Source organism: Candidatus Contubernalis alkalaceticus (assembly GCF_022558445.1).
Classification (GTDB): Bacteria; Bacillota; Dethiobacteria; order SKNC01; family SKNC01; genus Contubernalis; species Contubernalis alkaliaceticus.
In genome coordinates this window covers 2,302,281-2,314,732 of record NZ_CP054699.1, presented here as the reverse complement: position 1 = coordinate 2,314,732, position 12,452 = coordinate 2,302,281, and the positions used below count along the sequence as shown (strand labels likewise).

12 protein-coding genes are annotated in these 12,452 nt (G+C 38.9%); 9 read left to right on the top strand and 3 right to left on the bottom strand.

Annotated features, from left to right (window positions below; all coding sequences use genetic code 11):
- The first annotated feature begins 30 nt into the window (after window positions 1-30).
- From HUE98_RS11650 to HUE98_RS11635, 4 genes are all read left to right on the top strand, one after another.
- Complete coding sequence (locus HUE98_RS11650) at window positions 31-1,242, top strand: glucose-1-phosphate adenylyltransferase (RefSeq protein WP_241420809.1); 1,212 nt, start codon at window positions 31-33, stop codon at window positions 1,240-1,242.
- A complete protein-coding gene (gene glgD / locus HUE98_RS11645; RefSeq protein WP_241420808.1) occupies window positions 1,239-2,354 on the top strand; it encodes a glucose-1-phosphate adenylyltransferase subunit GlgD in 1,116 nt (371 codons plus the stop codon). Before HUE98_RS11650 ends, glgD begins: the two co-directional genes overlap by 4 nt.
- Before the next feature lie 40 nt (window positions 2,355-2,394).
- Window positions 2,395-3,846: a glycogen synthase GlgA gene (gene glgA, locus HUE98_RS11640; RefSeq protein WP_241420807.1), complete on the top strand. Its 1,452-nt coding sequence runs from the start codon at window positions 2,395-2,397 to the stop codon at window positions 3,844-3,846.
- A 63-nt stretch (window positions 3,847-3,909) separates the two neighbouring features.
- The gene (locus tag HUE98_RS11635; protein WP_241420806.1) at window positions 3,910-5,088 is read left to right on the top strand and encodes a THUMP domain-containing class I SAM-dependent RNA methyltransferase; all 1,179 of its coding nucleotides are present in this window, start codon (window positions 3,910-3,912) and stop codon (window positions 5,086-5,088) included.
- Between the two features lie 524 nt (window positions 5,089-5,612).
- On the opposite strand, the gene hpt is transcribed toward HUE98_RS11635, so the two are convergent.
- Together hpt and HUE98_RS11625 are read right to left on the bottom strand one after the other, a co-directional pair.
- Complete coding sequence (hpt, locus tag HUE98_RS11630; protein WP_241420805.1) at window positions 5,613-6,137, bottom strand: hypoxanthine phosphoribosyltransferase; 525 nt, start codon at window positions 6,135-6,137, stop codon at window positions 5,613-5,615.
- 38 nt (window positions 6,138-6,175) lie between these two features.
- Window positions 6,176-7,018, bottom strand: a complete 843-nt coding sequence (locus tag HUE98_RS11625; RefSeq protein ID WP_241420804.1) for a cytidylate kinase family protein — start codon at window positions 7,016-7,018, stop codon at window positions 6,176-6,178.
- Between the two features lie 333 nt (window positions 7,019-7,351).
- On the opposite strand from HUE98_RS11625, the gene HUE98_RS11620 reads away from it, so the two are divergent.
- Window positions 7,352-7,585, top strand: a complete 234-nt coding sequence (locus HUE98_RS11620; RefSeq protein ID WP_241420803.1) for a glutaredoxin family protein — start codon at window positions 7,352-7,354, stop codon at window positions 7,583-7,585.
- A gap of 150 nt (window positions 7,586-7,735) precedes the next feature.
- Window positions 7,736-8,956, top strand: coding sequence for a cation:proton antiporter (locus HUE98_RS11615; protein ID WP_241420802.1), 1,221 nt, complete (start codon window positions 7,736-7,738; stop codon window positions 8,954-8,956).
- A gap of 153 nt (window positions 8,957-9,109) precedes the next feature.
- Here the strand turns inward: HUE98_RS11615 and HUE98_RS11610 are convergent, their stop codons facing one another.
- The gene (locus HUE98_RS11610; RefSeq protein ID WP_241420801.1) at window positions 9,110-9,421 is read right to left on the bottom strand and encodes a hypothetical protein; all 312 of its coding nucleotides are present in this window, start codon (window positions 9,419-9,421) and stop codon (window positions 9,110-9,112) included.
- Between the two features lie 203 nt (window positions 9,422-9,624).
- Between HUE98_RS11610 and HUE98_RS11605 the strand changes: the two genes are divergently transcribed.
- From HUE98_RS11605 to HUE98_RS11595, 3 genes are all read left to right on the top strand, one after another.
- On the top strand, window positions 9,625-10,305 hold the full coding sequence (locus tag HUE98_RS11605) for a YetF domain-containing protein (protein WP_241420800.1): 681 nt from the start codon (window positions 9,625-9,627) through the stop codon (window positions 10,303-10,305).
- Window positions 10,306-10,428: 123 nt separating this feature from the next.
- Window positions 10,429-10,986, top strand: coding sequence for a class I SAM-dependent methyltransferase (locus HUE98_RS11600; protein WP_241420799.1), 558 nt, complete (start codon window positions 10,429-10,431; stop codon window positions 10,984-10,986).
- 157 nt (window positions 10,987-11,143) lie between these two features.
- Window positions 11,144-12,436 carry an NAD(P)-dependent malic enzyme gene (locus tag HUE98_RS11595; protein WP_241420798.1) on the top strand — a complete coding sequence of 431 codons (1,293 nt, stop codon included), beginning with the start codon at window positions 11,144-11,146 and terminating at the stop codon, window positions 12,434-12,436.
- The last annotated feature ends 16 nt before the right edge of the window (window positions 12,437-12,452 follow it).

Here is a 12,452-nt window from a genome sequence, read left to right as displayed (position 1 = left end):
TTTACTTAAAACAGAGAGGGTGAGGACTACATGCAAAAAAAGTGTATTGCCATGCTTTTGGCAGGGGGCGCAGGAAAGAGATTGGGAATATTGACCAGGGATATGGCTAAACCCGCAGTACCCTTTGGCGGGAAATATCGTATTATTGATTTCACCCTCAGCAACTGTACCAACTCCGGTATTTACTCTGTAGGAGTACTAACCCAGTACCAGCCGTTAATACTCAATGCTCATATCGGCATCGGTATTCCTTGGGATTTTGACCGTAAGAATGGAGGGGTCAGCATTCTACCCCCTTATGTATTAAAGGGGGAAAAGGGTAAGTGGTACAAAGGAACAGCCAATGCAATTTTCCAAAATATATATTTTATTGAGAGATATAATCCGGAGTATGTGCTGGTGATTTCCGGAGATCATATCTACAAAATGGATTATTCCTTAATGCTTGAGTATCATCAGGAAAAAAAGGCGGATGCCACCATAGCTGTAATTGAAGTTCCTTGGGAAGATGCCGGCCGCTTTGGCATTATGAATACTGCAGAAGACGGCAGTATTTTAGAGTTTGAGGAAAAACCGGATAAACCCAAAAATAACATGGCTTCCATGGGGGTTTATATATTTAGCTGGCCGGTCTTAAAAAAGTATCTGCATAAGGATGATGATAATTCAAAGTCCAGCAATGATTTTGGAAAGGACATAATTCCTCTGATGCTGCGGGAAAACTGTTCCATGGTTGCCTATCCTTTCAATGGTTATTGGAAGGACGTTGGGACCATAGAAAGCCTTTGGGAAGCCAATATGGATTTGCTTTCCGAGAATCCAGAGTTGGATTTGTATGATCGGGATTGGAGAATTTATTCTGTGAACCCTAACCGGCCACCTCACTTTTTGGGACCCAATGCCCATGTTCACCGTTCTATGGTCAACGAAGGCGGTATGGTTTTTGGGACGGTCCATCAGTCTGTTTTATTTACGGGGGTGTATGTGGGTGAAGGTTCGGATATAAAAGATTCCGTGATTATGTCCAACGTTAAAATAGGTAATAATGTTAAAATAGAGAAGGCCATCATAGGAGAAGGCACTACTATAAAGGATAATTGTAGAATCGTCCCGGACGCTAAAAATCCTGAGATTATACTTCTTAAAGGGGATATCACCATACCTGTTAATTCTGTGGTAAAAAGTACTTTGGTCAGTTTGCGGGATTTACAGGAGAACGGAGAGGAGCAGAGCCTGGCATGAAGAATGTAATGGGAATAATCAATGTCAGCAGAAGAGATGAACTATTAAAAGAACTTACTTCACTCAGGTGTATTGCTTCCGTTCCTTTTGGCGGCAGATACCGCCTGATTGATTTTGTGCTCTCCAGCATGGTGAATTCCGGTATTTATAATGTAGGAGTTTTCACTTTAAACAAATATCGTTCTTTAATGGACCATCTAGGGTTTGGTAAAGAGTGGGATTTAAACCGGAAGAGGGATGGGCTGTTCATCCTGCCGCCTCCCATTAACTATCCTTTTGGCTATTATCGGGGTGATATGCAGAATTTTTATAGTCATATTGACTATTTTCACCGGAGCAAGCAGGAATATGTAATTATTGCTGGGAGCAATATTGTCTGTAATATTAATTTTAACCAGGCTTTTGCTGTTCATCAAGAGACCAAAGCCGATATAACTGTTTTTTATAAAGAGATTAAAAATGAAGAAGAAGAGTTTGCCCAGTGCAGAAGAATTGAAGTGGATGAATATGGCAGGGTGACGGATATAGAAGATAAAACCGGCAGGTTGAAATCTAAAAAAGTTTTTATAGAAATGTTTATCATGAAAAAAACACTGTTTATCGATATTATTGAAGAGAGCAATAAAATGGAGTATTCTAACCTGATCAGAGATGGGTTGATTCGAAATATAAATCGATTGAATATATTTGCTTTTCATTATTCGGGTTATTTGGCCATCGTCAATTCTGTTAATAATTTTTTTAAACACAATATGGATCTGCTTAAGAAGGATGTTTGGCAGGAGTTATTTTATAGGCCTGGTTTAATTTATACAAAGGTCAAAGACGAACCCCCGGCTAAATATATGGATCAGGCCAGTGCAGTGAACTGCTTGGTTGCCAACGGCTGCTTGATTGAAGGCAGGATAGAAAATAGTATATTATCTCGGGGGGTAAAGGTTCGCCAGGGGGCTTATATCAAAAACAGTATCGTGATGCAGAGAAACGAAGTGGGGAAAAATGCTGTAATTGAAAACGCCATATTGGATAAAGAAGTGTATGTTTCGGAAGGAAAAGAACTAATCGGTGAGAAAAGTCAGCCGCTGCTAATTGGTAAAAAAATTGTACCCTAAAGTTATGGAAGATGGCAGGGATATAGGGAGGTAACCGGTAATGAAAATTTTGCATGTTGCCGCGGAGGCGGTACCCTTTGCAAAAACAGGTGGTCTGGCTGATGTGGTAGGGTCTCTCCCCAAAGAATTAATAAAACAGGGTTTTGATGTCAGGGTAATTATGCCCAAATACAGAAATATTCCATCCCACTTGAAAGAGGATATTATATTTAAGAGAATGATTAGTGTTCCTGTAGGATGGAAGAGCCAGTATTGCGGAATAGAAGAGACAACCCATGAGGGGGTAACTTTTTATTTTATAGATAACGAATATTATTTTGGCAGGGAAGGGTTGTATGGGTACTGGGATGAGGCAGAACGGTTTTCCTTTTTTTGTAGAGGTGTTTTGGAGAGCCTTCCTTACTTGGGTTTATCTCCAGATATTATTCACTGTCATGATTGGCATGCGGGGTTAATCAGTCTTTTTTTAAAAACCCATTTTATCGATAATCCTTTTTATAAAAATATTCGTACTGTCTGCACCATACATAATTTAAACTATCAGGGGATTTACCCGAAAAAGGTATTATATGAGCTGTTGGATTTAGGAGATGAATTTTTTACTCCAGAGGGAGTAGAATTTTTTGGTCAAGTAAATTTTTTAAAAGCCGGTCTGGTATTTTCCGACTGTTTAACCACTGTAAGCAGAACTTATGCCCAGGAGATAAAAAGTCCATTCTATGGAGTAAAAATGGAGGGCATACTTAAAAAAAGGAGCCAGGATCTATACGGTATTATTAATGGAATAGATTATGAAGTCTATGATCCCTTGACTGACCCTGAAGTTTTTTTCCCTTTCCGCAGGTCACTTCAAAAAAAACAAAAAAACAAGTTAAAGCTCCAGGAATTATTAAACCTTCCTCAAAATGCCGACATACCGATGATTGCTTTAGTATCCCGATTAGTGGAGCAAAAGGGTTTGGACCTTATTATTGGAGTTCTAGATGAAATATTGGATATGGATGTTCAACTGGTAGTGCTAGGAACCGGGGAATATGGTTATGAAAAAAAATTACTGGAGAAGTCCCGTCTGTTTTCAGATAAAATGTCTGTAAATATTATGTTTGCTGATTCCTTAGCTCGTAAGATATATGCCGGGTCTGATTTGTTTCTTATGCCTTCTATTTTTGAGCCCTGTGGTATTGGACAGTTAATCGCTTTACGCTATGGATCTATACCGATAGTCAGGGAAACCGGGGGGTTAAAAGATACAATACAATCTTATAATGAATATACCGGGGAAGGTAATGGTTTTAGCTTTTCTAACATAAATGCCCATGACATGCTTCATACTATAAGGAGGGCAGTTTATTTTTATCACCAAAAGAAAGTTTGGACAAAGATTATAACAAATGCTACCAAAGTAGATTACAGCTGGGAAAAATCTGCCGCAGAGTATGTGGAACTGTATAAGAAACTGGTAAATCCATCCAAAGGCAAATTGGATCATTAAATTTTTAATTGCTTATTTTTTTGGAAATACAAAATATATAAGACTGTCAGGAGTGTAACTACAATGTCTTACCTGGAACTGATTGCAACCTCTACCTTTGGTTTAGAGGCCGTTGTGGCTGAAGAGGTAAAAGACTTAGGTTATAAGGATATTAAGGTAGAAAACGGTAAAGTCACCTTTTTAGGTGACTGGGAGGCGCTGTGCCGGGCTAATTTATGGCTGCGGGTGGCAGACCGGGTTCGCCTAAAAGTAGGAGAGTTTAAAGCGGTGACCTTTGAAGAGCTTTTTGAGCAGACTAAAGCTCTTCCTTGGCCGGAACTGATTCCCGGGGATGCAGAATTTCCAGTAGAGGGTAAGTCGGTGAAGTCCGGTTTGTTCAGTGTGTCGGACTGTCAGGCTATCGTTAAAAAGGCTGTAGTAGAAAGTATGAAAAAAAAATATAGAAGTCAGTGGTTCGAAGAAAAAGGCCCTCTTTACAAGATAGAAGTGGCTCTTTTAAAAGATACTGCTGTTTTAACTCTGGATACCACCGGTGCAGGACTTCACAAAAGAGGATATCGGGAACTTTCCAGTTTTGCCCCGTTAAAGGAGACCCTGGCAGCAGCCTTGATTAAACTGTCCCATTGGAGGGCCGACATGATTCTGGTAGATCCTTTTTGTGGTTCCGGGACTATTCCTATTGAAGCGGCTCTAATTGGGCAAAATGTGGCACCCGGCATGAACCGGGAGTTCGTTTCAGAAAGCTGGCCCAACATACCCCGTCAGGTGTGGAGAACGGCTAGAAAGGAGACTCATGACCTGGCAAAATTTGACCAGCCGTTAGAAATAATAGGTACAGACATTAATGAGAAGGTTTTAGGGTTAGCCCGCAAGAATGCCTTTGAAGCCGGAGTAGATCAAGGGATCCACTTTCAAAAAATGTCTTTTAATGAATTTCGTTCCAGGAAAAAATATGGTAAATTTATATGCAACCCCCCCTATGGAGAACGTCTGGGTCAATTAAAAGAGGTAGAGAGTATGTATCGGGAGCTGGGAAAGTTTTTAAAAGAATTTGATACTTGGTCTTATTATATTTTAAGCTCTCATCCGGATTTTGAAAGTCTTTTGGGTGAAAGGGCCACCAAAAGGAGAAAACTATACAACGGAAATATCAAAGTCCACTATTATCAGTATTACGGTCCGAAACCTAAAAAGAGAAAAGAGAGGAGTACAGAAGTTGGTCTTCATACCGGCCTTAAATAATAGTGAACTAAAATACTTAATAAAAATATTTTAAAAATTCTGATAATTGTATTGACAAATTAATCGAGTCATGGCATAATTATATTACCAGATTCCGAGAGACAAGAAAACGAACCGAATGTGGCTCCGATGGAAAATGTTAGGGGATTGATGAAGGCGTAAGTTGGAATCGTTCCTGGAGCGTCCAAAAGAGTCGTGACCATCGTAGGTCCGGAGTGGAAAGGTTAATCTTCAATATTTCGGTGTTGGGGACGAAGCCGGGAAACATCGGCAGCCGCGGAGGGGCCCATTGAATTGTCTGGAGATCGAGTGAAGCCCAATTCTAATTGAAGGGGTGGAGGTCATTCAGCGAAAGGCATGAGGGTCAAAAATCAGGCTCGGTGAACTGCCTGGAGATTGAGTGAAGCCCGATTCTAATTGAAGGGGTGGAAGTCATTCATTGAAAGGCAAAGTCATTAGGGTCGGAGCGGGGAGTTGGAAGGCCTGTTGGAATCTGGTATTAATTTGTTTTTTTTTGTTTTGTTTTAGGTTTTAACAAATTCCGCAACAAATGGTAACCCTCTGTATTGTTCATCATGATCCAGTCCATAACCAACCACATAGATATCCGGCAGGTCAAAGCCTTTGTAATCCACAGGTACATTAACAATTCTTCGGGACTCTACATTTAAAAAGGTACATACTTTCAAAGTTTTGGGATTCCGGGTTTTTAAGTTTTGAAGTAGATAACTGAGGCTGAGTCCAGTATCAACAATGTCTTCAACTATCAGGACATCCTTATTTCCAATATTTACGTCCAGGTTTTTAGTAATACGTACTACACCGGCAGGCTCTGTATTGCCTCCGTAACGGGAGATACTGATAAAGTCTATTGAAAAGGGGATGCTGAGAGAGCGGCTCAAGTCCACAGCGAAATATACGCTTCCCCTAAGCACGCTGATCAATATCAGTTCTTTTCCAAGGTAATCACTTGATATTGTTTCTCCCATTTTTTTCACCCGGGAGCAGATTTCCTCTGGAGAGATTATTTCTTTTAGTTTGTTGTTCATGATTGCTCCTTATTTATCTTTTTCTTCTTTTTCTTAGGTTAACCGCTTTCTAAACCAAATTTTCTCAAAAGACTTTTAAAATCCTTATTATAGATAATTTTAATATTAATCTCTGGATAAAATTCTTTTAGCCGTCGTACTTTTTTATTTTTTTTCCAAACTAGCTTTTGCCTTTGGGTGGTAATTTCTACGTAAAGGTCGTAATCCGGTAGGTAAAAATCTGGGGAAAAGGCTTCGGTAATATTTCCTTCGCTGTCCCATCCCAGGGGAAATGTCTTGGGCTCATACTCCCATTTTATACGGTAGAAGTCCAGCATTTTAGCGAATTCTTTTTCACTGGGATGCATAAATTTAATTTCCTTTTTTGCTTTTGAGGAGAGTTCAATTTTTGTTCCTGAATCTTCTTTTTGGTAAGGAGTAGTTGTATTTTTACATTTCTCTTTTATTAAAAATGAATTTGCTATGATTTCAGAAGCGCTTTCAATAGTTATTTTATCCGTATTTATAATTAAATCATAAAGATCTAAGTTCGACCAGTCTTCATTGAAAATTTCTTCTATATATTTTTGTATGTCTCTGTCCTTTTGTCTGATCAGTGCAGCTGCAGCTTTATCGCTTAATGAATACGTTTCTTTAACCCGAAGGATTCTCTTTTCTCGTGGACATATAATTCTTACATGAAGCGCTGGGGAATGGTTCTTAAAGAGAAGGTGACCGCCACTTTCCAGGATTACCAACTTATTTTCTTGGGACAGCTGATTTAGAAGGCCTTCTTCAATCATTTTTTTGTTCACCCGGAGGAAATTTAATTTTTCAGCAGTAAGCCAGGCAATTTCTTCTCCCCGGCTTCCGAATTCTCGGGATATAGTAATCATTGCCATGTTTCTCCCCACCCCCAGGTCTATATATTCTATGATATTTTCTGCAATATATGGTTATTTCCTTTTTTTTTATCTCTTTTTTTTAGGGTATAGACTCCCACCTCTTAAGCGTTAGCGTAGGAGGGGCTTAGAATCAGGTGGAGTTGAGGCTCCACCTGATTCCCCGATGTTAAAGCTTGCTGAAACGAGTTTATAACAAATCTGCTGTATTCATATAACAGATAACGGGAAATGGGTTCCAGGGAATTTAAAAAGGTATAATATTTTTGAAAATCCATAACTTAAAGTTAATGGTACTGGCCATCTATGAAAAAAATATATGGAGGGAATCAAATGAATGAAAAAGTGATTGTATATACCACTCCAACCTGTCCTTTTTGTGATACGGTGAAAGAATTTCTTTCAAAAAAAGGAGTGTCCTATGTAGAATATGATGTTTCAGAAGATGAAAATGCCCGCCAGGAAATGATGGATAAGTCAGGGAGGATGGCTGTCCCCACCATGGTCATCAATAATGAAGTAATTGTAGGTTTTGACCAGGAAAAAATTGATGAGCTCATACATTAGGAAATTAATAATTTTGTTTACAAAAGCTCCGGCAAAAAAAGCCAGGAGCTTTTACTATTTTTAAATATCTAGTTTGACAACAGTAAAAGGGTTGGGTATGATTAAATACAGCATATTACTAGATTACATAACTTATACGGAGGAAAAATAATGGCTATTACGGATCAGATTTTAGGGGTAGGAGTATTATTAATTCTGGGTTATGCAGGAGGACAGCTGGCAAAGAAGGCAAAATTACCGGCAGTAGCCGGTTACTGCTTAACAGGTATCCTGTTAAGCCCATCTGTTTTCAACATTATTCCCTATGACTTAAACATGGAACTTGAGGCTTTAAAAGTTTTGGGACTGAGCATGATTGCTATGATCATTGGTGGAGAACTTAACTTGCGTGTATTAAAAAAAATTGGTAAAAGCATTGTGGTGATTACTTTTGCGCAAATATTTACCACTTTACTGATTGTTTTTTTGGGCATGTTTTTGCTTATGGGAAAAGATTTGAGTGTTGCATTAATTATGGCCGCCATGGCCACAGCTACAGCACCGGCAGCTACATTGGCAGTAATGAAGGAGTATAAATCTAAGGGAAAATTTTCTACCACTCTTTTGGGAGTGATCGCCTTAGATGATGCGCTCTGTATCATATTGGTAGGTTTTGCTTTAGCTTTTGCTAAAGGGTTAATGGAGATGGGAGCCACTTTTGAAATAGCAGATTTGGCGCATCCTGCCTGGGAGCTGGCAGGTTCTTTAGGGTTGGGGTTTTTTACAGGATTGATTCTCTCTTTTGTTTTAAAGTATATTCAAGATAAACATGAGACTATCGTGATATTATTGGCTTTTGTGTTAATTAATAGTGGTATTTCTACATATTTGGATCTCTCCTCTTTGCTGGTCAACATGGTCAGCGGAGCCGTTGTGGCAAATTTATATTTAAAAAATCCTGTTGTAATTAATGTCTTAGATGATATTGATTTGCCTATATTTGTAATCTTTTTTACATTAGCGGGCGCCAGTTTGCACTTAGACCTGTTGTTAGCTAACTGGTTTCCGGCATTAATATATATTATAACCCGAGCATTGGGAAAAATATCTGGCTGTTATTACGGAGCACTAATATCTGGTGCTGATGCTGTAGTTAGGAAATATATGGGCTTTGCTATGCTTCCCAAAGCAGGAGTCAGCATAGGATTGATTCTTTTTGTTCAATCCAGATTTCCCGGTACTGAACTGGCAGCTTTGGTAACAGCGATAGAGTTGGCTGCAGTAACCTTCTATGAAATAATTGGCCCTTTGGCCACCAGATATGCTTTGATGGGGGCTGGCGAGGTCTCTATCTCTACCGGTAAACTTGACAGTCATAAAATGCAGACATAGTGAACTCGTTTCAGCAAACTCAAAACATCGGGAATCAGGTGAAGACTCTACTCAATCTGATTAAGACCCCCACCTACGCTAACGCTCAGAGTGGGGGTCTTATACCCTAAAAAAAGACAGTTAACTAAACTAAGTTTTTTGATTTATTAATTCCTATAATTTAAGCATCGGTTGTCCTAGAATTAACCAAAATATAAGTGTGGAAATCGCTGTAAGAACTCCTATCCCAATAATAGAAAGTCCGTTCAAAGAGATATTTTTGGCCAAATGTTTTTTGAAAAAGAAAAATGGACTGGCAAAAATGATAAATATAAGACCGACAATTGTTAGAGTACCCCCTACAAAAACACCGAACATCCCCGTCCATAGACCAAACAGGTTTCCCTCAGATAGAAAATAATCTGCCGTAGGTATAATTAAAACTAATAAACAAGATATGATCAATACTGTAATAAAACGCCTCAATATAATTAACCCCTTTTAAGTAATAAAATATTAATTAAAATTATATCAAACATTGGAGAAGTCTCCAATGACTTTTTTAAAAAAGATTTTTAGAATAAATTTTCCTCTTTATTCTAAAAATAGTAAAGAATCTAATTTTTATAGGTTCAAAGTAGTTATTTTAAGAAAAATCTTGTAGGAAAAAAACAATAGAGGTAAAAAGCATGGCTTTTCAAGTTGTTATGCGAACAGTCGTTTTTTATGTGACGGTACTAATTGTAATCCGCTTGTTGGGTAAAAGGGAAGTGGGTCAGCTTTCTTCTTTTGATCTGGTAGTAGCTATAATGATTGCAGAGCTGGCGGCAATTCCTATGGATAAGATTGAGATTCCCATATATGTAGGGATTCTTCCCATATTGACTCTGGCTATTTTAGAGGTAATGTTGGCTGGGGTGAGTTTAAAAAGTAAAATAGCTAGATCGGTAATTAATGGAGTGCCGTCTGTCCTTATAGAAAATGGTAATATATTAGAAGGTGAACTGAGGAAATTAAGATATAATATTAATGATCTGCTAAGACAGTTAAGAGAAAAAGATGTATTTAATATTTCTGATGTAGAATTTGCTATTTTAGAAACTTCAGGAAAAATAAGTGTAGTGTTGAAATCTCAGAGTAGGCCGGTGATCCCTAAAGATTTAAACCTCCGCCCCAGCTACGAGGGGTTATCACATCCTTTAATTATTGATGGTAATGTAAATACTGATAACTTAAAAAAAGTAAAATTAGATTCCCAATGGTTGAAGGATGAATTAAAAAAGAACAATGTGAATGATTTCAAGGAGGTTTTGTTAGCCACTATTGACAGCCAAGGCAATCTTTATGTGAGTAAAAAGGAAAAATCTTAAAAACCCTGTGAAAGCAGGGTTTTGTTTTTAAAAATTTTAATTATGGGTTTTTAGAATGTATAATAGATACAGGTGCAGGAATTAAAGGAAATAATTAAAATGATTGCTAAGGGGTGTGCAGTTGTGCAGTTTTTAAAGACCCTGGATTTTGCCCACCTGATTGTGGGCCGGTTTGTCAAGGCGGGGGATATGGTTATTGATGCGACGGCAGGAAATGGTCAGGATTCTGTCTTTTTGGCAAAATTAGTAGGGGAAGAAGGAAGAGTGATTGCCTTTGATATTCAGGAGAAGGCCATAACCGCTACTAAAGAATATTTGTTGCAGGAGGGGTTGTTGTCCCGGGTTCATTTAGTACAGGATGGACATGAGAACATGCAGAATTATATTAAGACTTGTGTATCTGCAGTGATGTTTAATCTGGGTTATCTTCCAGGGTCAGATCAAAGCATCATTACCCGTTCAGATACAACACTGCAGGGAGTTAAGGCGGCCCTTAGCCTGCTGTTTTCAGGGGGGGTTTTAACTGTGGTTGTATACACAGGTCACCCCGGAGGGCAGGAGGAATGGGATGGGTTAGAAAGCTATTTGAAGAAGCTGGATAAGAAAAACTTTCGGGTTTTTCTTTGCAAGTATTTGAATTTAAAAAAGTCCCCTTTCCTGGTAGTGGTAGAGAAGTTTTAAGGTAATCTTAACTAAAGGTGCGGTAATTAAAGCCAGGTCATATACATAACTATAAAAATGATAATAATCTTTTAGACGGCAGGATTTGATGTTTTTTTGTCAAAGATATGAACAAAAAGAATGCATAAGGTGTTGAACACAGGGAGGTAGTAATATATTGACATCAGAAAAAAATTTTGTAAGGGATTCTTTAAATTTTCATAGTAAGCATCAGGGTAAGATAGAGGTGATCAGTAAAGTCAGCATCAAGGATAAAGCAGACTTAAGTCTGGCCTATACGCCTGGGGTAGCGGAACCCTGCAAAGAAATATATCGGGAAAGGGAAATGGTTTATGAGTACACCACAAAGGGCAATATGGTCGCTGTGGTGACGGATGGTTCAGCCGTTTTAGGTTTGGGGAATATAGGCCCGGAAGCGGCTCTTCCCGTAATGGAGGGGAAGGCCGTTTTATTTAAGTTTTTTGGAGGACTGGATGCGTTTCCCATCTGTTTGAATACTCAGGATGCCGATATAATTGTAGAAACTGTAAAACTTCTTATTCCTACTTTTGGTGGCATTAACTTGGAAGATATTTCTGCTCCAAGATGTTTTTATATTGAAGAACGATTAAAGCAGGAAACAGATGTTCCTGTATTCCATGATGATCAGCATGGAACAGCTGTGGTGGTAACTGCGGGGCTGTACAATGCTGTAAAAATGACTGGAAGGGACATGGAATCTCTCAAGGTAGTAATAAATGGGGCCGGGGCTGCAGGAACCGCAATAACTAAGCTGTTATTGTACTTGGGAGTGAAAAGAATAACTATTTGTGATTCTGCAGGTATAATTTACCCTGGACGTTCCCGGGATATGAATCCATATAAAGAAGAATTAGCCGGGTTGACTTTTCCACTAGGGGAGCATAAAAATATTAATGAGGAACAAAGGACGTTGAAAGCTGCTTTAAAAAATTCTGATGTTTTTATTGGGGTTTCGGCACCAGGAGTGTTAACCGGTGAAATGGTACAGCTAATGGCTCCCAAGCCCATAATTTTTGCTCTGGCCAACCCCATTCCGGAAATAATGCCCCAGGAGGCTCTGGCCGCTGGATGTGGGGTAGTGGCCACCGGCCGGTCAGATTTTACAAATCAAATCAATAATGTACTGGTTTTCCCAGGGGTTTTGAGGGGGGCCATGGAAGTCCGGGCAAAAGATATTAACAATGAGATGAAGGTCAGAGCAGCAAAAGCTATCGCAAATTTAGTTACTGACCAGGAGTTAAGTGCTGGAATTATCGTGCCGGAAGTATTTGATCCCAGGGTAGCTCCTAACGTTGCTGCCGCTGTAGCTGCCGCTGCAGTGGAGACTGGAGTGGCCGAGCGTGAGATTAAATCCCGGGAGGTTTACGAAAAGACCCAAAATATGGCATGTTCAATTGGTGTGGGTAGAGATTTTTTAGCAAAATATTAAAATTAAATAAAAAATT